Raw genomic sequence first — 18,806 nt, 5'->3', positions numbered from 1 at the left:
ATCCCTTATTTTCATCACTGTTCTCCTGCTACGCTTTTCTTATGGAAAAAAGAGGAAAACCGTCGATGAAAAAAATCGCCATTATCGGTTCCGGCCCTACAGGGATTTATACCTTTTACGCACTTCTTAAAAACCCGCAGCCGCTTTCGGTCTCGGTCTTTGAACAGGCTGATGAAGCGGGCGTAGGGATGCCCTATAACGACGACGATAACTCGCGTCTGATGCTGGCAAACATCGCGAGCATTGAGATCCCCCCACTGTTTATGACCTACCTCGACTGGCTTAAGGAGCAGCGCGACGACCATCTGGCGCGCTTTAAGGTGGATAAAGCCCGGTTGCATGACCGGCAGTTTCTGCCGCGGATCCTGCTGGGGGAGTACTTTCGCGACAGCTTTCGAACAATCGTTAATGAGGCTACAAAACTGGGGTTCCAGGTGGATATCCATGAATCTTCCCAGGTGACCGACGTTATTCCCTCGACGACTGGCGTCACGCTTTGCGTTAACGATAAGGCGTTTCCCGAACGCTTCGATCTCGCGGTGATCGCCACCGGTCACGTCTGGCCGGACGAGGACGAGGCCACGCGCGCATTCTTCCCAAGTCCGTGGTCCGGTCTGATGGACGCCAGCATTCCACCGTGCCGCGTCGGCATCATGGGAACATCGTTAAGCGGCCTTGATGCGGCCATGGCGGTGGTGATGCAGCATGGCGCGTTTCGCGACGATAAATTCGTGCTGGATCAAGGCAGTGAAGCATTAAACATCGTCCTGATGTCCCGGACGGGCATTCTGCCGGAAGCAGATTTTTACTGCCCTATTCCTTACGAGCCGCTGTCGGTATTGACCGAATTCAGGGTTGAAACCGAGATCGGCAAAGGGCCGGATGGCCTGCTTGACCGCATCTTTGCGCTGATGGTCAACGAGCTGGAGCTCGCCGATCCGGCGTGGTGCGAGAAAATGTCGCTGCATAAGCTAGATGCGGACAGCATTCGTGATGCCTGGTTTGAGGATCGAAAACGGCACGACCCCTTTACCTGGGCGGAAGAGAATCTCAACGAGGTTGAGCGCAACAAACGTGAACGGCGCACCGTGGCCTGGCGCTATACCGTCCTTCGGCTGCATGAGGTGGTTCAGGAGATTGTCCCCCACCTTAATGAGCAGGACACTCAGCGCTTCAAAGCGGGGCTGGCCCGGGTGTTTATCGACAACTATGCCGCCATCCCTCCGCAGTCTATTCGCCGGCTGCTTGCGCTGCGCGAGGCGGGCATCATTAGCGTGGCAGCGCTCGGCGACGACTACACCCTTGACGCAGGCAGCGACCAGACGGTGATCACCACACAAGAGCGCGTGTATCGTTTCGACGTGTTTATTGACGCACGCGGACAAAAGCCGCTTAAAACGAAAGACCTGCCCTTCCCGACGCTGCGCAAACAGCTGCAGGCAACGGGCGATGAGATACCCGATATTGGCGAAGATTACACCCTGAAAGCGCCTGACTCGGTGCGCGGGAAAATCGCTTTCGGCGCGATACCGTGGCTAATGCACGATCATCCCTTCGTTCAGGGACTGGCAGAGTGTGCTGAGATTGCGGAGGCGATGGCGAAAGCGGCAGAGAAGCCCGCGTCAGGATTGCGGCGGAGATTACCGTACTGTGAGAGCTGACAGGGCATCCTTGCCCTGCTGTGGATGATTACTCGAAGAAGACTTCTGGGTTTTCAGACAGCGAAACGAAGGTTTTCGTCCCTTTATCCAGGGCAAGAATTTCGCCGCTTTCAATGTCGTACACCCAGCCGTGCAGACGGATGGAGTTATTACGCAGGCCCACCGCAACGGACGGATGGGTCTTAATGTTGCTCAGCTGCGCAAACACGTTCTCCTGCACCATCGCGTTAACTTTATCGATCGGCTTATCCCAGGTTTTCTTCTCAACCACCGCTTTTGCCGCGTCGGAATAGCGCAGCCAGTGTGACACCGCTGGCATCGGCTCCAGGTTTGCGTTATCGGCGATCGCCTTCATCGCGCCACAGTTAGAGTGACCACAAATGACGATATCCGTGACGCCCAGCGCCACAACCGCGTATTCGATGGTTGCAGACACACCGCCAGGCTCGGGGCCAAACGGTGGCACAATATTGCCAGCATTACGAATGACAAAGAGTTGTCCCGGCTCTTGCTGGGTGACCAGTTCTGGGACCAGACGGCTGTCGGAGCATGAGATGAACAGCGCTTTGGGATTCTGGCTGGACGCTAAACTGCGGAAGAGTTCTTTACGTTGCGGGAAAATCTCTTTTTGAAAGCTGAGAAAACCTTCAATGATATGTTGCATAGCAATGTCTCTTTTATCTGTTTTAGTTTAGGTATGATCGCGATCACACTCGTAAAGTGTACCCATCGTGGTTTACTTCAGACAAGCAATATATTTCTGGCCCGACCGCTGCACAATGGCGTCCGCGCGGGCCAGGATGTTCTGCCCCTCGAAGGCGCCATACAGGCGTGCAAATTTTTTGCCTTCGAGATGATTCACGACTGACTCTACGGTACGGGCCGGCAGCGGGAGATAGTTAGGATAGCTCCACATAAACGAGACGGCGTCTTTACCCGGCGTGACCTGCAGGATGTCCCCCACCAGCAGCACCCCGTCCCCCTCCTGCCAGTGCAGCACCGTGCCCCCCGCAAAATGCCCGCCCAGACGCAGCAGGGTGACAGACGGGAAAATCTCCAGCGCATCGCCTTCCCAGAAATGAATGGCCGGGCTGCCACGCATGACCCACTCTCTGTCGCTGGCGTGCAGATACAACGGCGCATCAAACGCCGCAGCCCACTCCTGCATGGTGGTGTAATAGTGCGGATGTGAAATCGCCATCGCGCTGATGCCGCCAAGCGCGGTGATGAGCGTTCGGGTGGCGGAGTCGAGGTTGGCAATGCAGTCCCAGAGGATATTACCGTGAGGCGTTCGCAGGAGCAGGGCTCGCTGGTTGATAGCAAAGGCGGGGACCGTTTTGATGCCGAACAACCGCGGCTCCAGCTGCTGCCATTTGTTGGTATGCGTGGCGGTTACGGTGTCGAAATCGATCCATGCCTGGCCCGCAGCAGGCACGTACTGGCGTTCATCCTCGCAAATCAGGCATCTTTCCGGCTGTGTATCATAGGCGGTTCCGCAGGTTTTACAAAGTGTAATCATGTGCGCTCCTCAGCGATAAAGCACTGAGTATGGCAGGGATTATCGTTATGTGCTGCGAGGTACATTGCTGGCGTTTTTTGCCCTATACTCTGCCAGTATCAAAAACTGAACATAGCAGGTGCCACATGGAAATTGATCTCGATAACTTAGTTTTTAACGGTCTGGATGAAGCCGAAGAGCGTAATGCGGAACGTCTGGACGACGCAGATAAAAAAGCGCAGGCGATTGTCGCCGACGACGACTGCGGCGACGCCTGCAAGATCTAAGTAAAAAGCACCGGCAAGCCGGTGCTTTTTTTATGACTTTTTCAGCCCGTCAATGGCTGCCTGCGCGCAGGCTTCATCAAGATGACCGCCCGGCGCACCGCCGATACCAATCGCCCCGATCACCTCATCGCCCTCTTTCACCGGCAGGCCACCCGCCAGCAGCAGGAAGCCCGGAATATCACGCATGTTTTGCGCACCCGCGTTGCTCTGCGCCGCTTCCATCACCTTGCCGGACGCATTCTTTGCGCTGAGCGCCGTCCAGGCTTTCATTTCGCTGGCTTTTACCGTATGTGGACCGGCATTGTCCGTGCGCTGTACCGCTTTCACGACGCCCGCGCGGTCAACCACGGTAACGGTCACCTGGTAATTTTTTTCCGTACAGGCCTGAATGGCGGACGTTGCCAACGCATTAGCCTGCGCCAGTGAGAGATTCTTCTGGTTTAAGGTTTCGGCCTGCGCCGCCAGACTTACGCTACCAGCCACCAGTGCCGCAGCCATCATCATTTTTTTCATCGCACTTCCTCGCGTGTTAAGAGACACCCAAAGGTTACCCAGCCGCACGATGAAACGGTATTCGGTTGATTACGCACTCATCCTGGTAGTTATACGGATTGCAATTTATCGTATTCGCGTATTGCCTGAACCAGACTGCTGACGCCAAGCTTGGTAAACGCCGCCGCGCGGTGCGCTTCTACCGTACGCGGTGAGAGGTTCAGCCGGGCGGCCACCTCTTTGTTGCTGAGCCCTTTCATCAACTCCCCCAGCACTTCATGTTCCCGCGCGGTCAACTGCGCGAAACGCGTCGCGATCCGGGTGGTTTCCTGCCAGTCGGCAAAGCGGCGGTGACTCTCCTCAAAGGCCAGGCCCACGGTTTCGATAAGCTTGTCGGCATCCAGCGGCTTGGTGAAAAACTCAAACACGCCGTTACGGAATGCCCGACGGCAGGCGTCAACGGTACCGTGGCCGGTCATGATAATCACCGGCAGCAGAGGCCAGGGCCATGTGCCCTCCTCAAGCCAGGTGAGACCGCCTTTACCGGGCATCCGCATATCCAGCAGCATACAGCCCACCAGCGCTTTCTCCCGTGCATGGGCAGCGGTAAACGCATCGACGCTTTCATATGCCCTGACCGGCCAACCCATGCCTGAAAGTAAAAACGTCATCGACTCCCTGATGGATTCATCGTCATCAATCAGCCAGATTGTATTATCCATCCATAGCCTCCTTTCCGTGCGCCAGTTGTAGTCGGATCTGCGCCCCGCCCTGCGGCGCATTACCCAGCGTAATCGATCCATTCATACGCGTCATCAATGATTCCGTCAGGGTCATCCCCAGCCCCATGCCCGCTTCTCTGCCGCTGTAAAACGGCATGAAGGCATGTTGTAACGCCTCCGGACTAAAGCCCGGGCCGCCGTCAGTCACGGTAATCACAACGCCATGCTCGTTTTTCTGACTTTCAAGCTTTACCCAACCGGCTACCGATGCCTGCTGGGCCTGAATCGCATTGCTGAGCAAATTATGCAGGACCTGCTCAAGCCAGAGACGGTCTGCCAGCACCGTCGTGGCTCCGGGGGCAAACGCATGCGTGACCATGATATGTTCGGCCCTGCGCTCATGCTCAAGCAAATTCACCACCTGCTGCCAGCACTGCGCCAGGTCGGTTTCCCGCAGGGTGACTTTCTCCTGCACCACGTGCTCGCGAAAACGCGTCAGCAAGGCGCTAATACGCTGCATTTGCGTCAGCGCCGCCGCCAGCGCCTGCGACACCGCTGGCCCGTTTTCCTGCTGCAGCTGACGCTGCGCTCCCTGGATCCACGTCTGCGCAGCGGTTAACGGCTGGTTAATCTCATGGACAATACCTGCGGTGATCTCCCCCAGGGTATTGAGCCTGGCGTGCTGGTAGTAGAGCGCCCTTTGCTCGGCCTCTTTGCGCGCTTTGCGCTGCCAGAGCACCACGCTCGCCAGCGCAATCACTATCCCCCACCCGATAAACAGGATGGGGTACAGCACCCCATTGACGCCGAGCCAGTCCGGGCGGGAATCGGCCTCCAGCGTAAAAGGTTGAGTATGCTGCGGGAAGGTGCGCTGCCAGTGCCAGAAGGCGTCAGACGTCGGTTCGTCGCCGTTTGGCATAAAACGGATCCCGAGATGCGTAAAGGGATGATGGGCATTCAGAATCGGCCCGAGATCCACCCGCACGCGGATCTGACGCCAGGGATTGTAAAGCCAGTACTGCATCTCGTGGGCAGGTTCAACCCGTGGCGCATCAAGGGCGCGTCCGGAGGTCTTTTCCAGGGCAAGCAGTTGGGGGAATTTTCTGCGCAGGGCGGCAATATCTTCATCGCCGTTCAGAAGCGGCAATACGGATTCATTTTGCGTCAGTACCGCGCTTAATTCCGCGAAGAGAGCCGCGAACTCGCGATCGCGCTCCCAGAACTGGCGGCGGATCTGTTCGGCATAGAGCAGGATGCCGCTGATGAGGCAGACTATCGTCCAGACAATAATACTGCGCTTGAAAAAAGGGTTCTTCATTCCGTTAACTGAGCAGACTTAACCATCTGTCAACATTAACAGTTATCCGTTATCAGAACAAAATCAGGCACAGCTCATTCCAGTACATTTCGCGCGTGCGGCGCAGTTCAGCGTGACGTTTTATCATGGAACCACTCCGGATCAATGTTAGCGACGTCCACGCCATACAGGCTGGCGACAGGCAGTATCGACTCAAGAACACGTTGCGCGCTGTTCTCCGCATTCACTGGTCGGGTCGCAAAAAACCGCCGTAACGTGCTTATCCACTTTTTCATCGTCAATCCCCTCTCGCTTAACCTGTCCTCAGTTAAAACCCAAACTGCGTGCAGGGGAAATATCAAAATCCACTGTCGATGTGCAGGATCTGCAAATAGCGCCCCGTGCTTTTCACGCTTCATTAACACACTGTTCACTAATGCTTTTTTGCTAAAAGCAAAGAACGATTTCTTATTTGGCGATAGCTTTCGCTTATGGGAGCGTAGCGAGGGAAAACAAAAACAACGGGATGACGTATGACTATGGCAGCAAACATGAAAGGGTTTACAAAACGGACACTGGTTCTGGGATTGCTGGCGGCCGGGAGCTTGCTTTCAGTGCAGGCGCAGGCCGATCAGCTGGCGGATATAAAGGCCGCAGGCGTGGTAAAAGTGGCCACGTTTGACGCCAACCCGCCGTTTGGCTCGATTGATGCCAAAACGCACGAGATCGTGGGTTACGACGTGGACTTCGCCAGAGCGCTGGCAAAATCACTCGGCGTGAAGCTGGAACTGGTAGCCACCAACCCGGCAAACCGCATTCCCCTGCTTCAGTCCGGTAAAGCCGATTTAATTGTCGCGGATATCACCATCACCCCGGAACGTGCGCAGGTGATCGATTTCTCAACACCCTATTTTGTCACCGGGCAACAGTTCCTGGTCCCGGCCAAATCCGCCGATAAGCTGGATGCGTATAGCCATGCACGCATTGGTGCGGTAAAAGGCACCACCGGCGAGCAGGCGCTGCACCAGCGTTTCCCGCAGTCCCGCGTGCTCTCCTATGACGATATTCCGCTGGCGTTGACGGCACTGCGCAACGGCAACGTACAGGCGATTACCCAGGACAGCACCATTCTGGCCGGCCTGCTGGCGCAGGCGCCGGACAAAGCGAACTTCAAAATTCTGCCTGACCTGCTCAGCAAAGAAGAGATTGGCGTTGGGGTGAAGAAAGGTGAAACGGCGCTGCTGAAAGCAGTTAACGATGAGCTGGTCAATCTTGAAAAAACTGGCCAGGCGGCAAAAATCTATGATGTCTGGTTTGGTCCCGACACTCCAGCTCCACAGCCTCGCGCCTTTAAAATAGAAGCTAAGTAATATGCTCTCAGGTTTATTTTCACACTCCGCGGCCGGTGCCGCGGATTTTTCACATCTGGAACAGGCCAGCGTCGAGTTTCGCCACGTGGACAAACGCTACGGTGACCATCAGGTTCTGAACGACATTAATCTCACCATCACGCCCGGTGAAGTGGTCGCCATCCTCGGCCCTTCGGGCTCCGGCAAATCCACTCTGATTCGGCTTATCAACCAGCTTGAAACCCTGAGCGGCGGGGAGATTCTGGTCGACAACAAGCCGACCGCCACGCTTTCCGGTACCGGGCTGCGTCAGCTACGAAGCCGCGTGGGGTTTGTGTTCCAGCAGTTCAATCTTTATGCCCACCTCACCGCCAGCCAGAACATCACGCTCGCGCTGGAGCACGTCCACGGCTGGAAGCCGCAACCGGCCCAGGAGCGCGCGCTGGCTCTGCTGGAGAAGGTCGGGATGCTGGAAAAAGCCCACCATTTCCCGGCCGAGCTTTCCGGTGGACAGCAGCAGCGCGTGGCGATTGCCCGCGCTCTGGCCTCATCGCCGCAAATCATTCTGTTCGACGAGCCCACGTCTGCGCTCGATCCGGAAATGATTGGCGAAGTGCTGTTTGTGATGAAAGCGCTGGCCCACAGCGGGATCACGATGATTGTGGTGACCCACGAGATGCAGTTTGCCCGGGAAATTGCTGACCGGGTTGTCTTTATCGACGGGGGGCACATTCTGGAAATCGCGCCACCGGCACAATTTTTCAGTCAGCCGTCGCATCCCCGCGCACAGCGGTTCCTGCAAAAAGTGCTCAACCCGCTGCATCAGGAGCACCTGTAATGCCCGCGCTCGACTGGCAGGGGGTACTGACCGGACAGCCTCTGCAGTGGATCCTCTCCGGGTTTCTCACCACGCTCTGGGTAACGCTTGCGGGCATCCTGCTGGCCAGCCTGCTCGCGGTGCTGTTTATGCTGCTGCGCCTTTCCGGCGGACGCATCGGGAAGGCGATTGTCAGTAGCTGGGTCTCGCTGTTTCGCAATACACCGCTGCTGGTGCAACTGCTGTTCTGGTATTTTGCCGCCTGGAACGGGTTACCGCAGCTCTTCAGGGATGCGGTTAATGCGGATCACCGCTGGTCAATGCTGCCCGGCGACGTCTGGTGGTTTACGCCCGAGTTTCTCTGTTCGGCCTGGGGATTGGGGGTATTTACCTCGGCGTTTTTAATCGAAGAAGTGGAATCGGGGCTGCGCTCTGTTCCGGCCGGACAGCGGGAGGCGGCCCTCGCCCAGGGGTTCTCCACGTGGCGCTTATTTCGCTACATCCTGCTGCCGCAGGGGCTGGCCAACGCCTGGCAGCCCGTGGTGGGGCAGTATCTGAATCTGATGAAGCTCTCCTCGCTCGCCAGCGGAATCGGCTTTGCTGAACTGACCTATCAGGTCAGGCAGATTGAAAGCTATAACGCGCACGCGCTTGAGGCATTTACCTTCGGCACCGCGCTCTACCTCCTGACCGGCCTGGTGATGGGGATGGTGCTGGTTCGCATTGGACCTCACGCGAAGCGTAAACGCCCGCTTGTCGTCACCACAGGGAGTGAAAAACATGATTGCCGGACTTAATGTCATTACCGATAACCTCGATTATCTGCTGTGGGGACGCGCGGCAACCGGTGAACCGGGTGGCGTATTGCTCTCGGTAATGATGGCGGTGGGGGCAGCGGTCATCGCCCTGCCCGGCGGGGTGGCACTCGCGTGCCTGGCCTGGCGCTTTACCGGGCTTGTGCGAAAAGCCCTCTTCTTGTGGGCAGAGCTGATTCGCGGGATCCCGCTCATCTTCGTGATTTTCTGGATGTGGTATTTGCTGCCGCTCATCACCGGAGGCGATCTGCCGGGCGCGCTGACCGTCACGCTGGCGCTGGCCTGGTTTACCGCGGCAACCGTGATGCACTCGGTGCTGGCCGGGCTGAACGCCTTACCGTCCGGGCAGTACGAGGCTGCACTCGCTCAGGGGTTCAACACCCGGCAAATCCTGTGGCGCGTGCTGCTGCCCCAGGCGCTGAGGAACATTCTGCCGTCGCTGGTGGGGATTTTTATCAGCCTGCTGAAGGATACGTCGCTGGCGTTTATCGTGAACGTACCGGAACTGACCACGGTAGCGGGACAGGTCAACAACCGGGTGCAGATTTACCCGGCGGCCATTTTTATCTTTACGGGCGTGGTCTATTACCTGCTCTGCTGCTCGCTTGAGCAGCTTGCGAAGCGCTGGCGCATTACCCGGCCAGCGCTTTAACCACTGTTTCCATCGCTTTGGTTGTCAATTCACTGCGTTTCACGCGCTGGTTCGCCAGCGCGGTACGCAGTACCCCGGCAATGACTATATGCTTTGGCTCCTGCCCTAAATCACGCATCTCAAGCACCACCTTGCCGACCACCCGGCACATCTCCTGGTACAGCGCTTCATCTTTGGTCACGTTACCCATCGTCATCACTCCATTGCCTGTTAAACGTTGAGCTTAAATGATTCTCCTGCCGGATACAAAAAAGAAGCCCGGCGAGAGACTCGCCGGGCTTCATCTGTAAAATCAGTCAATTAGTTGTTAACAGGAATAACCGCGCCTTTGTATTTGGTGCGGATCCAGTCCTGAATCTCTTTCGAGTGCAGCACGTTCACCAGCGCGACGATATCTTTCTTCTTCTCGTCACCGCGATGAACAGTGATGATGTTGGCGTACGGGTTGTTTTCACCGCTCTCTACCGCAATCGGGTCATGGACCGGATCCAGACCGGCGTCGATCGCGTAGTTGGCGTTAATTACCACCGCATCGCCTTCGTTGTTGTTGTACATCTGCGGCAGCAGAGAGGCTTCAACGTTAGGCGTGAACTGCAGCTTTTTCGGGTTCTCCACGATGTCACTGATGCGCGCGGTCACTTTGTCGATGCCCGGCTTCAGCTTGATCACGCCCTCTTTCTCGAAGATGGAAAGAATGCGGCCCTCTTCAGAAACCGCGTCACGCATGATGATCTTGCCCCCTTCCGGCAGGTCTTTCAGCGACTTGTATTTTTTGGAGTAGATGCCGATAGGTTCGATGTGGATCGCCCCCGCACTGACAAAATCATAATCCTTATCGCCCGCATGATCTTTCAGCACGCTGTTCAGGTAAGGGATGTGCTGGAAATAGTTGGCGTCGATGTCATGACCGGCCAGCGCGGTATTCGGCAGAATGTAGTCCTGGAACGGTTTGATCTCCAGGTCGATACCCTGTTTCGCCAGAATCGGCTTTGCCTGCTCCAGAATTTCGGCGTGCGGCGTGTTGGATGCGCCCACGGTCAGGGTGTCGGCCCAGGAGGCAAAGCTCAGGGCACTCAGGGTTGCAGCGGCGATCAGTGTCAGTGTCTTTTTCATGATGTGGTTCCTGTGTGTATTTATTAGCGTTTATCTAACAGAGAAGTAATGGCGTCGCCGCAGAACTGGATAATGAAAACGATGATCAGAATGGTCACCGTTGCCACCAGCGTGACGTCACCATGGTTGCGCTGGAATCCTTCCAGATAAGCCAGATTTCCCAACCCGCCGGCGCCAATCACCCCCGCCATGGCGCTGTAACTCACCAGCGCAATGAGCGTTACCGTAATACCCGATACCAGTGCAGGTGATGATTCCGGCAGTAAAACCCGAAACACTAACGTGCTCAGTCGAGCGCCCATCGAGCGTGTGGCTTCGATGACGCCTTTATCCACCTCACGCAGGGCGATCTCCACCAGGCGTGCGTAGAAGGGTGCCGCGCCCACAATCAGCGCCGGCAGCGCCGCGTTGGCGCCAAGAATGGTGCCCACAACGGTCTTGGTGAACGGGATCAGCAGCACAATCAGAATGATGAACGGAATCGAGCGGAACACGTTCACCACAATGGAAATGGCGCTGTAGACCGTGCGGTTGTGGAACAACCCGCCGCGCGCGGTTAAAAACAGCGCCAGACCGAGGACGATGCCCAGAACGAAGGTCGCCACGCCGGAAAGCGCCGTCATGTACAAGGTCTCCAGCGTCGCCGCCCAGAGCTGATCCCACTTAAGATGCGGAAAGAGATTTTCAGCCATGTTTAATTACCTCACCTTCAATATCGCTGTGCTGCAGGTCGGCGAGGATATTGTTCAGTTGTTCATCAGATGCCACCACGTGCACCCAGAGCTGGCCAAACACGCCGTGGGCGGTTTGCGTCATTTTGCCGTGCAGGATGTTAAACGGCAGACCGTAGCGCAGGGTCAGTTCACCGACGATCGGTTTATGCGTGCTGTGCCCGGTAAAGGTCAGCCTGATCACCGTCCCTTCCAGATCGTTTGCCAGTTCGGTATTGAAGGTTTCTTCCTCAGCGTACTGGCTCACCTGACGGACAAACTGCTGCGTAATCGGCTGCTGCGGATGGGTAAAGACGCTCAGCACGTCTCCCTCTTCCACCACTTTACCGTTCTCCATCACCGCCACGCGGTCGCAGATTTTGCGTACCACATGCATCTCGTGGGTGATCAGCACAATGGTCAGCTGGAAGCGACGGTTGATATCCAGCAGCAGATCGAGGATCTGATCGGTGGTTTGCGGGTCGAGTGCGGACGTGGCTTCATCGCAGAGCAGCACATCCGGGCGATTAGCCAGCGCACGCGCAATGCCCACGCGCTGCTTTTGCCCACCGCTCAACTGTGACGGGTACGCATGCTCGCGGCCTTTCAGGCCAACGAGCTCAATAAGCTCGGCCACGCGGGCCTTAATGTCGGCTTTCGGTACGCCGGCAATTTGCATCGAGAACGCAATATTCTCGCTCACCGTACGTGACCACAGCAGGTTGAAGTGCTGAAACACCATGCTGATCTTCAGACGCGCCTGGCGCAGTGCTTCACCTTTTGCGGCAGAAATGTTCTGCCCGTTGATGGTTACGCTGCCGCTGCTCGGTTTTTCCAGACCATTCAGCAGGCGGATAAGCGTGCTTTTACCTGCTCCGCTGTAACCGATGATCCCGTATATCTGCCCCTGTGCTATCGTCAAATTGACATTATCAACGGCAGTGAGCGCCACCTTTCCGTTGTCAAAAACCTTCGAAATATTGCTGAGAACGATCATTCTTATTTATTATCCGTGCCGCTCGTGGCGGTTTAGCAGTATGGATGTCCAAACGATAGTAAACAGGCGTTATCAGCTTTTAAATGAACAAAAAAGAATGTGTTATAACTTTGGGGAATAAATAGCGGATTTACCGGGTAGGAAGCATTTAGACCAATTTCAGCAATGATTATCTGCCTGATGCATATCTGCTGGCGGACACCCGGCAAAAACGCTCATTTTTTCAGCATTTTATGTCGATATAGCCATCCTCACATCCAGACAACTTTACGTCTTGCTGTCCTGACATCCAAAAACGTCATATATATTCCTTTCTGTTCTAAAAGGCAGTGAATGGTTCTTTCTTGCGAAAATTTCGCCGCCCTATCATCCCGTCATGACCTCCAGAAAGGAAAACATCATGACGATTTACCACTCCGTCACCGAACTGATTGGACGTACCCCGCTCATCCAGCTGCACAAGCTCGATACCGGTCCCTGCTCGCTGTTTCTGAAGCTCGAAAACCAGAACCCGGGCGGCTCCATTAAAGACCGCGTGGCGCTGTCGATGATCAACGAAGCGGAGCGCACCGGTAAACTGCAACCGGGCGGCACGATTATTGAAGCCACAGCCGGGAATACCGGACTGGGCCTGGCGCTGATCGCCGCCCAGAAGGGCTACTCGCTGATCCTGGTGGTGCCGGACAAAATGAGCCGCGAGAAGATTTTCCACCTGCGCGCGCTGGGTGCCCAGGTGGTGCTGACCCGCTCCGACGTCAATAAGGGCCATCCGGCCTATTACCAGGATTACGCCCAGCGTCTGGCCAGTGAGCTGCCCGGTGCGTTTTACATCGACCAGTTCAATAACACCGCCAACCCGCTGGCACACCGCACCACCACGGCACCGGAACTGTATGAGCAGCTTGACGGTAACATCGACGCTATCGTGGTCGGGGTCGGTTCAGGTGGTACCCTGGGCGGTCTGCAGGCGTGGTTCGCCGAACACTCTCCGCACACGGAATTTGTTCTGGCAGATCCGGCCGGTTCCGTTCTCGCCGATCAGGTCGAAACCGGACGTTACCACGATGCAGGCTCATGGCTGGTTGAGGGGATCGGTGAAGACTTTATTCCTCCGCTGGCCCACATTGAAGGCGTGAATCGCGCCTGGCGCATCACCGACCGCGAAGCATTCGCCACCGCGCGCGAGCTGCTGAAAACAGAAGGGATTCTGGCGGGCTCCTCCAGCGGCACGCTGCTGGCGGCCGCGCTGAAGTATTGCCAGGCGCAGACCACGCCGAAACGCGTGGTGACCTTCGCCTGCGACAGCGGCAATAAATATCTCTCGAAGATGTTCAACGACGACTGGATGCGCCAGCAGGGGCTGCTTACCCGCCCTCAGGCTGGCGATCTCTCTGACTACATCGCCCTGCGCCACGATGAAGGTGCCACCGTCACCGCCGCCCCGGATGACACGCTCTCCACCGTCCTGGCGCGCATGCGTCTGTATGACATCTCCCAGCTGCCGGTGCTGGAGAACGGCAAGGTGGTGGGCATTATCGACGAATGGGATCTGCTGCGGCATATCGGCGGCGACGGCGATCGCTTCGCGCTTCCGGTGACGGCGGCCATGACGCGTCAGGTGGAGTTCCTGGATAAACATGCTCCGGAGAGCGCCCTGCACGCCATCTTCGACCGCGGTCTGGTGGCCGTGATTAATGACAACGACCGTTTTCTCGGTCTGATTACGCGCAGCGACGTGCTGACCGCATGGCGCAACCGTCTACAGCAATAAAGGAAGAGATGATGAAGAACCTGGCAACCCTGAGCGTACACAGCGGTGAGTTCAACGATCAGCACGGGGCAGTGATGCCGCCGATTTACGCCACCTCGACGTTTGCGCAACCCGCACCCGGGGAACATACCGGCTATGAATATTCGCGCAGCGGCAACCCTACCCGCCATGCGCTGGAGACCGCCATCGCCGAACTGGAAGGCGGCACGCGCGGCTACGCGTTTGCCTCCGGTCTCGCGGCGATCTCCACCGTGCTCGAACTGCTGGATAAAGACAGCCATATCGTTGCCATCGATGACGTTTACGGCGGGACATATCGTCTGATCGAGAACGTGCGCAAACGCAGCACCGGTCTGCAGGTCAGCTGGGTTAAACCGGACGACCTGGCCGGGCTTGAGGCCGCCATTCGCCCGGAGACGCGGATGGTCTGGGTTGAGACCCCAACCAATCCGCTACTGAAGCTGGCGGACCTGGCGGCCATCGCGGCGATTGCCCGTCGTCATAACGTCATCAGCGTGGCGGACAACACCTTCGCGTCACCGGTGATCCATCGCCCTCTTGAGTCGGGCTTCGATATCGTGGTGCACTCCGCCACCAAATACCTTAATGGCCACTCCGACGTCGTTGCCGGGCTGGCGGTAGTGGGTGATAACCCGGCGCTGGCGGACAAACTCGGCTATCTGCAGAACGCGGTGGGTGGTGTTCTGGATCCGTTCAGCAGTTTCCTGACGCTGCGCGGCATTCGCACGCTTGCGCTGAGGGTGGAAAAGCACAGCACCAACGCGCTGGCGATTGCGCAATGGCTGGAGCAACATCCTCTGGTGGAAAACGTGTTCTATCCAGGGCTGGAGTCCCACCCGCAGTATCGCCTCGCCCGCACGCAAATGGCCCTGCCGGGTGGGATGATTTCTGTGGTGGTAAAAGGCGATGCGCAACGCGCAACGGAGGTTATCCGCAGCCTGAAGTTGTTCACCCTCGCGGAAAGCCTCGGCGGCGTGGAGAGTCTGGTGAGCCAGCCTTACAGCATGACCCACGCTTCAATTCCCCTTGAGCAACGGCTGGCAAATGGCATTGTGCCGCAGCTGATCCGCCTGTCGGTAGGGATTGAAGATCCTAAAGATCTGATTGCCGACCTCAGTCAGGCGCTGACAAAATAAGCAAATTGCGGCAGGTCAATCACCTGCCGCCATAAGTTGTCATCATGGCTTAACGCCTTGATAACAATATTATGTGAAACTGCACAGATTATTTCTGAAACACCGTTTCCATTTTCCTTTTATCTTAAAATCAGCGTATAATGCGCGCCTGGCCCCTGGTGAATGGTTTCAGCGCTTGGAATACAAAAAACAACGTACAACTTCTCCTCTCCTTCGTTGGGCTGTCACTCAGGCACACTTTCTTCTGCACGCTCATTTGATGTCTCCTATCCTTAGTGCGTGTCATATACTCTTTTGCAACACAGGTTTGACTCCGCGGCGGTGCGCCCCCGGAGCGAGATTTCCATATCCTTCCCAACTTAAAGACTAAGACTGTCATGAAAAAGACGAAAATTGTTTGTACTATCGGCCCGAAAACCGAATCTGAAGAGATGCTGAGCAAAATGCTGGACGCCGGCATGAACGTGATGCGTCTGAACTTCTCCCACGGTGATTACGCTGAGCACGGCCAGCGCATCCAGAACTTGCGCAACGTGATGAGCAAGACCGGTAAAAAAGCCGCCATCCTGCTGGATACCAAAGGTCCTGAAATCCGTACCATCAAACTGGAAGGCGGTAATGACGTCTCTCTGAAAGCGGGCCAGACCTTCACCTTCACCACTGACAAGTCTGTGGTCGGTAACAGCGAAATCGTTGCAGTGACCTACGAAGGCTTCACCAGCGACCTGTCCGTCGGTAACACCGTACTGGTCGACGATGGTCTGATCGGGATGGAAGTCACCGCTATCGAAGGCAACAAAGTTATCTGTAAAGTGCTGAACAACGGCGACCTGGGTGAGAACAAAGGCGTTAACCTGCCAGGCGTCTCCATCGCGCTGCCAGCGCTGGCTGAAAAAGACAAGCAGGACCTGATCTTCGGCTGCGAGCAAGGCGTTGACTTCGTTGCCGCCTCCTTCATCCGTAAACGTTCCGACGTGGTTGAAATCCGTGAGCATCTGAAAGCGCACGGCGGCGAGAAGATCCAGATCATCTCCAAAATTGAAAACCAGGAAGGCCTGAACAACTTCGACGAAATCCTCGAAGCGTCTGACGGCATCATGGTTGCACGTGGCGACCTGGGCGTTGAAATCCCGGTTGAAGAAGTGATCTTCGCGCAGAAGATGATGATCGAGAAGTGTGTTCGCGCGCGTAAAGTGGTTATCACCGCAACGCAGATGCTGGACTCCATGATCAAAAACCCACGCCCAACCCGCGCTGAAGCAGGCGACGTGGCAAACGCCATCCTCGACGGTACCGATGCGGTGATGCTGTCCGGTGAATCCGCGAAAGGGAAATACCCGCTGGAAGCGGTCGGCATCATGGCGACCATCTGCGAACGTACTGACCGCGTGATGACCAGCCGTCTGGACTTTAACAACGACAGCCGCAAGCTGCGTATCACCGAAGCAGTATGCCGCGGAGCGGTAGAAACTGCTGAGAAACTGGAAGCGCCACTGATCGTGGTCGCGACTCAGGGCGGTAAATCTGCGCGCGCCGTGCGTAAATACTTCCCGGATGCGACCATCCTGGCCCTGACCACCAACGAAACCACCGCTCGTCAGCTGGTGCTGAGCAAAGGCGTAGTTGCGCACCTGGTTAAAGAGATCGCCTCTACTGACGATTTCTACATTCAGGGTAAAGCACTGGCTCTGGAAAGCGGTCTGGCTCAGAAAGGCGACGTTGTGGTAATGGTTTCTGGTGCCCTGGTACCAAGCGGAACCACCAATACCGCATCTGTTCACGTGCTGTAATAATTCCCGAACGAATTAATTTGGATAAAAAGCGCCCATTGGGCGCTTTTTTTATTCCCGGCATTAGCCAAACTCATTCAAATTGCAAATCGGGTTTTTCTATTTAATTGCGAAATATCTAAGATGAATCCGATGATAAATGCCTTTTTTTCCTTAGATTTTTGCCCGAAAAGGGCTGATTCGGTGCTTCTTTGAGCGAACGATCAAAAATAGGTGTATTCCCATCAAAAAAATATTCTCAACCCAAAAAAGTTTGTGTAATACTTGTAACGCTACATGGAGATTAACTCAATCTAGAGGGTATTAATAATGAATCGTACTAAACTGGTACTGGGCGCGGTAATCCTGGGTTCTACTCTGCTGGCTGGTTGCTCCAGCAACGCTAAAATCGATCAGCTGTCTTCTGACGTTCAGACTCTGAACGCTAAAGTTGACCAGCTGAGCAACGACGTGAACGCAATGCGTTCCGACGTTCAGGCTGCTAAAGACGACGCAGCTCGCGCTAACCAGCGTCTGGACAACCAGGCTACTAAATACCGTAAGTAATAGTACCTGTTAATAAAATGGCGCACATTGTGCGCCATTTTTTTTGCCTGCGTCAAACCACTACTGCGTCACCTTCTCCCCTTCATCTTCCGCAACCGCAGCAGACACACGACTGTTCTGTACCGACAACACGTTATTACTGGCAGACGGGCCGCTACCAGCGGAGACCACAACCGGGATCCCGGCACGACGTGACAGGGCTTTATCAATGAGCGCTTTATCACTTCCCGCCTGAGACACAAAGGTTGCAAAGTCGGCGGAATGGCTAATTGGCGAGACCTGCGGGTTTTCCCCCTCCACCTGCGCCAGCGGACGGTGAACTTCAATATAGCGTTTACCATCTGGCTCAACGGAGAACTTCACGGGTTCATTGATAATCTGTACCCGCGTGCCCACCCGCACCTGTTCGAACAGGGCTTTAATATCCGGAGCATTCATCCGCATACAGCCGGAACTGACCCGCAGGCCGACGCTGTCCGGCGCGCTGGTGCCGTGAATGAGATATTCCCCATTACCCACGCCTAAACGCAGTGCGTAGCGCCCCAGGGGGTTATTTGGCCCGGCAGGGACCACAGGAGGCAATTTAATGCCCTGCTCCAGCGAGCGGGCTCTGATCCCCGGCGTGGGCGTCCAGGTGGGGTTAGGGATTTTCTGACTCACCCGCGTAGTGGTGACCGGGGTTTCCAGCCCCAACTGCCCGATACCGAGCGGGAAGACCTGAACAATATTTTCCCCCGGCGGGAAGTAATACAGGCGAAGCTCGGCAAGGTTCACTACAATTCCCTCGCGCGGCGTGTCCGGCAGCAGCATCTGCGTCGGAATGGTGATGACAGTGCCCGGCGCAGGGTTGACCGGCGCAATAGTATTGTTCGTCTCCAGCAGCACCTGCGCCGCAGTATTAAACCGGCGGGCGATGGTCTGCAGTTTATTATCCCCTTCCTGTATCGTGTAGGTTTGATTTTGCCCAATCAGGCGGCTGCCTGCGGGCGGCAACGGATAGTCCGTCGCGCGGGCCGAATGAAGGGCACCGAGCGAACTGATAAGTAATAGAGTTATGAGAGACGCGCGCTTCATGCTGAGATTCCTTATTCACTGGCAGGATGCCAGAAAGCTGAAAAACCAGCGAGGCGGG

At 56.1% G+C, this 18,806-nt stretch carries 21 protein-coding genes; 10 read left to right on the top strand and 11 right to left on the bottom strand.

The annotated features are described in order from the left end of the window. The first annotated feature begins 65 nt into the window (after positions 1 to 65). Entirely contained in the window at positions 66 to 1,661 is a 1,596-nt protein-coding gene (locus EKN83_RS12195; RefSeq protein WP_126801008.1) for an FAD-NAD(P)-binding protein, read from the top strand. A gap of 28 nt (positions 1,662 to 1,689) precedes the next feature. Here the strand turns inward: EKN83_RS12195 and EKN83_RS12190 are convergent, their stop codons facing one another. Next, positions 1,690 to 2,325, bottom strand: a complete 636-nt coding sequence (locus tag EKN83_RS12190; RefSeq protein WP_025758321.1) for a carbonic anhydrase — start codon at positions 2,323 to 2,325, stop codon at positions 1,690 to 1,692. 72 nt (positions 2,326 to 2,397) lie between these two features. Then, positions 2,398 to 3,180: an MBL fold metallo-hydrolase gene (locus EKN83_RS12185; RefSeq protein WP_126801007.1), complete on the bottom strand. Its 783-nt coding sequence runs from the start codon at positions 3,178 to 3,180 to the stop codon at positions 2,398 to 2,400. A 125-nt stretch (positions 3,181 to 3,305) separates the two neighbouring features. On the opposite strand from EKN83_RS12185, the gene EKN83_RS12180 reads away from it, so the two are divergent. Next, positions 3,306 to 3,446: a hypothetical protein gene (locus EKN83_RS12180; RefSeq protein ID WP_003857665.1), complete on the top strand. Its 141-nt coding sequence runs from the start codon at positions 3,306 to 3,308 to the stop codon at positions 3,444 to 3,446. 30 nt (positions 3,447 to 3,476) lie between these two features. Here EKN83_RS12180 and EKN83_RS12175 read toward each other — a convergent pair whose 3' ends face one another. From EKN83_RS12175 to EKN83_RS23350, 4 genes are all read right to left on the bottom strand, one after another. After that, complete coding sequence (locus EKN83_RS12175) at positions 3,477 to 3,959, bottom strand: GlcG/HbpS family heme-binding protein (RefSeq protein ID WP_126801006.1); 483 nt, start codon at positions 3,957 to 3,959, stop codon at positions 3,477 to 3,479. 89 nt (positions 3,960 to 4,048) lie between these two features. Further along, the gene (locus EKN83_RS12170; protein ID WP_045284934.1) at positions 4,049 to 4,660 is read right to left on the bottom strand and encodes a response regulator transcription factor; all 612 of its coding nucleotides are present in this window, start codon (positions 4,658 to 4,660) and stop codon (positions 4,049 to 4,051) included. Continuing rightward, the gene (locus tag EKN83_RS12165) at positions 4,653 to 5,978 is read right to left on the bottom strand and encodes a sensor histidine kinase (RefSeq protein ID WP_126801005.1); all 1,326 of its coding nucleotides are present in this window, start codon (positions 5,976 to 5,978) and stop codon (positions 4,653 to 4,655) included. Before EKN83_RS12165 ends, EKN83_RS12170 begins: the two co-directional genes overlap by 8 nt. Before the next feature lie 107 nt (positions 5,979 to 6,085). Further along, complete coding sequence (locus EKN83_RS23350; protein ID WP_014831607.1) at positions 6,086 to 6,253, bottom strand: hypothetical protein; 168 nt, start codon at positions 6,251 to 6,253, stop codon at positions 6,086 to 6,088. Positions 6,254 to 6,496: 243 nt separating this feature from the next. On the opposite strand from EKN83_RS23350, the gene EKN83_RS12160 reads away from it, so the two are divergent. From EKN83_RS12160 to EKN83_RS12145, 4 genes are read left to right on the top strand one after another with little or no spacing between them, the layout of a single operon-like run. Continuing rightward, positions 6,497 to 7,327 carry an ABC transporter substrate-binding protein gene (locus EKN83_RS12160; RefSeq protein WP_126801065.1) on the top strand — a complete coding sequence of 277 codons (831 nt, stop codon included), beginning with the start codon at positions 6,497 to 6,499 and terminating at the stop codon, positions 7,325 to 7,327. A gap of 1 nt (position 7,328) precedes the next feature. After that, on the top strand, positions 7,329 to 8,144 hold the full coding sequence (locus EKN83_RS12155; protein ID WP_025758312.1) for an amino acid ABC transporter ATP-binding protein: 816 nt from the start codon (positions 7,329 to 7,331) through the stop codon (positions 8,142 to 8,144). Then, positions 8,144 to 8,920 (top strand): amino acid ABC transporter permease, encoded by a 777-nt coding sequence (locus EKN83_RS12150; protein WP_088244179.1) that lies wholly within the window; start codon positions 8,144 to 8,146, stop codon positions 8,918 to 8,920. Before EKN83_RS12155 ends, EKN83_RS12150 begins: the two co-directional genes overlap by 1 nt. Then, entirely contained in the window at positions 8,904 to 9,590 is a 687-nt protein-coding gene (locus EKN83_RS12145; RefSeq protein ID WP_126801004.1) for an amino acid ABC transporter permease, read from the top strand. The genes EKN83_RS12150 and EKN83_RS12145 overlap by 17 nt, the downstream gene beginning before the upstream one ends. On the opposite strand, the gene fumD is transcribed toward EKN83_RS12145, so the two are convergent. The 4 genes from fumD to EKN83_RS12125 form a co-directional block, all read right to left on the bottom strand. Then, a complete protein-coding gene (gene fumD / locus EKN83_RS12140; protein ID WP_003857676.1) occupies positions 9,571 to 9,780 on the bottom strand; it encodes a fumarate hydratase FumD in 210 nt (69 codons plus the stop codon). The genes EKN83_RS12145 and fumD overlap by 20 nt on opposite strands. Positions 9,781 to 9,890: 110 nt before the next feature. Beyond that, complete coding sequence (locus EKN83_RS12135; RefSeq protein WP_025758309.1) at positions 9,891 to 10,703, bottom strand: MetQ/NlpA family ABC transporter substrate-binding protein; 813 nt, start codon at positions 10,701 to 10,703, stop codon at positions 9,891 to 9,893. Positions 10,704 to 10,726: 23 nt separating this feature from the next. Further along, a complete protein-coding gene (locus tag EKN83_RS12130; protein WP_025758308.1) occupies positions 10,727 to 11,395 on the bottom strand; it encodes a methionine ABC transporter permease in 669 nt (222 codons plus the stop codon). Beyond that, complete coding sequence (locus EKN83_RS12125; RefSeq protein ID WP_045284941.1) at positions 11,388 to 12,410, bottom strand: methionine ABC transporter ATP-binding protein; 1,023 nt, start codon at positions 12,408 to 12,410, stop codon at positions 11,388 to 11,390. The genes EKN83_RS12130 and EKN83_RS12125 overlap by 8 nt, the downstream gene beginning before the upstream one ends. Positions 12,411 to 12,810: 400 nt before the next feature. Between EKN83_RS12125 and EKN83_RS12120 the strand changes: the two genes are divergently transcribed. The 4 genes from EKN83_RS12120 to lpp all read left to right on the top strand — a co-directional run bounded on the left by EKN83_RS12120 (position 12,811) and on the right by lpp (position 17,674). Continuing rightward, complete coding sequence (locus tag EKN83_RS12120; RefSeq protein ID WP_025758307.1) at positions 12,811 to 14,181, top strand: pyridoxal-phosphate dependent enzyme; 1,371 nt, start codon at positions 12,811 to 12,813, stop codon at positions 14,179 to 14,181. An 11-nt stretch (positions 14,182 to 14,192) separates the two neighbouring features. After that, positions 14,193 to 15,338: a trans-sulfuration enzyme family protein gene (locus EKN83_RS12115; protein WP_126801064.1), complete on the top strand. Its 1,146-nt coding sequence runs from the start codon at positions 14,193 to 14,195 to the stop codon at positions 15,336 to 15,338. A gap of 377 nt (positions 15,339 to 15,715) precedes the next feature. Then, entirely contained in the window at positions 15,716 to 17,128 is a 1,413-nt protein-coding gene (gene pykF, locus EKN83_RS12110; protein WP_045284943.1) for a pyruvate kinase PykF, read from the top strand. Positions 17,129 to 17,437: 309 nt separating this feature from the next. Continuing rightward, positions 17,438 to 17,674 carry a murein lipoprotein Lpp gene (gene lpp / locus EKN83_RS12105; protein ID WP_001082307.1) on the top strand — a complete coding sequence of 79 codons (237 nt, stop codon included), beginning with the start codon at positions 17,438 to 17,440 and terminating at the stop codon, positions 17,672 to 17,674. Positions 17,675 to 17,734: 60 nt separating this feature from the next. Here the strand turns inward: lpp and EKN83_RS12100 are convergent, their stop codons facing one another. Then, a complete protein-coding gene (locus tag EKN83_RS12100) occupies positions 17,735 to 18,748 on the bottom strand; it encodes a L,D-transpeptidase family protein (RefSeq protein ID WP_126801003.1) in 1,014 nt (337 codons plus the stop codon). Between the last annotated feature and the right edge of the window lie 58 nt (positions 18,749 to 18,806).

The organism is Enterobacter sp. WCHEn090032 (genome assembly GCF_003986875.1).
In the GTDB taxonomy this organism is placed as follows: Bacteria; Pseudomonadota; Gammaproteobacteria; order Enterobacterales; family Enterobacteriaceae; genus Enterobacter; species Enterobacter sichuanensis.
The sequence above is the reverse complement of the archived record's forward strand: the minus strand, read 5'-3'. Positions and strand labels throughout refer to the sequence as shown.

Excerpts from the sequence above, each read along its gene's own strand:
- EKN83_RS12125 (WP_045284941.1), bottom strand. The coding sequence starts at position 12,410 with ATGATCGTTCTCAGCAATATTTCGAAGGTTTTTGACAACGGAAAGGTG.
- EKN83_RS12175 (WP_126801006.1), bottom strand. The coding sequence starts at position 3,959 with ATGAAAAAAATGATGATGGCTGCGGCACTGGTGGCTGGTAGCGTAAGT.
- pykF (WP_045284943.1), top strand. The coding sequence starts at position 15,716 with ATGAAAAAGACGAAAATTGTTTGTACTATCGGCCCGAAAACCGAATCT.
- EKN83_RS12130 (WP_025758308.1), bottom strand. The coding sequence starts at position 11,395 with ATGGCTGAAAATCTCTTTCCGCATCTTAAGTGGGATCAGCTCTGGGCG.
- EKN83_RS12100 (WP_126801003.1), bottom strand. The coding sequence starts at position 18,748 with ATGAAGCGCGCGTCTCTCATAACTCTATTACTTATCAGTTCGCTCGGT.
- EKN83_RS12160 (WP_126801065.1), top strand. The coding sequence starts at position 6,497 with ATGGCAGCAAACATGAAAGGGTTTACAAAACGGACACTGGTTCTGGGA.
- EKN83_RS12165 (WP_126801005.1), bottom strand. The coding sequence starts at position 5,978 with ATGAAGAACCCTTTTTTCAAGCGCAGTATTATTGTCTGGACGATAGTC.
- EKN83_RS12190 (WP_025758321.1), bottom strand. The coding sequence starts at position 2,325 with ATGCAACATATCATTGAAGGTTTTCTCAGCTTTCAAAAAGAGATTTTC.
- EKN83_RS12155 (WP_025758312.1), top strand. The coding sequence starts at position 7,329 with ATGCTCTCAGGTTTATTTTCACACTCCGCGGCCGGTGCCGCGGATTTT.
- fumD (WP_003857676.1), bottom strand. The coding sequence starts at position 9,780 with ATGGGTAACGTGACCAAAGATGAAGCGCTGTACCAGGAGATGTGCCGG.
- EKN83_RS23350 (WP_014831607.1), bottom strand. The coding sequence starts at position 6,253 with ATGAAAAAGTGGATAAGCACGTTACGGCGGTTTTTTGCGACCCGACCA.
- EKN83_RS12195 (WP_126801008.1), top strand. The coding sequence starts at position 66 with ATGAAAAAAATCGCCATTATCGGTTCCGGCCCTACAGGGATTTATACC.
- EKN83_RS12135 (WP_025758309.1), bottom strand. The coding sequence starts at position 10,703 with ATGAAAAAGACACTGACACTGATCGCCGCTGCAACCCTGAGTGCCCTG.
- EKN83_RS12185 (WP_126801007.1), bottom strand. The coding sequence starts at position 3,180 with ATGATTACACTTTGTAAAACCTGCGGAACCGCCTATGATACACAGCCG.
- EKN83_RS12145 (WP_126801004.1), top strand. The coding sequence starts at position 8,904 with ATGATTGCCGGACTTAATGTCATTACCGATAACCTCGATTATCTGCTG.
- EKN83_RS12170 (WP_045284934.1), bottom strand. The coding sequence starts at position 4,660 with ATGGATAATACAATCTGGCTGATTGATGACGATGAATCCATCAGGGAG.
- EKN83_RS12180 (WP_003857665.1), top strand. The coding sequence starts at position 3,306 with ATGGAAATTGATCTCGATAACTTAGTTTTTAACGGTCTGGATGAAGCC.
- EKN83_RS12115 (WP_126801064.1), top strand. The coding sequence starts at position 14,193 with ATGAAGAACCTGGCAACCCTGAGCGTACACAGCGGTGAGTTCAACGAT.
- lpp (WP_001082307.1), top strand. The coding sequence starts at position 17,438 with ATGAATCGTACTAAACTGGTACTGGGCGCGGTAATCCTGGGTTCTACT.
- EKN83_RS12120 (WP_025758307.1), top strand. The coding sequence starts at position 12,811 with ATGACGATTTACCACTCCGTCACCGAACTGATTGGACGTACCCCGCTC.
- EKN83_RS12150 (WP_088244179.1), top strand. The coding sequence starts at position 8,144 with ATGCCCGCGCTCGACTGGCAGGGGGTACTGACCGGACAGCCTCTGCAG.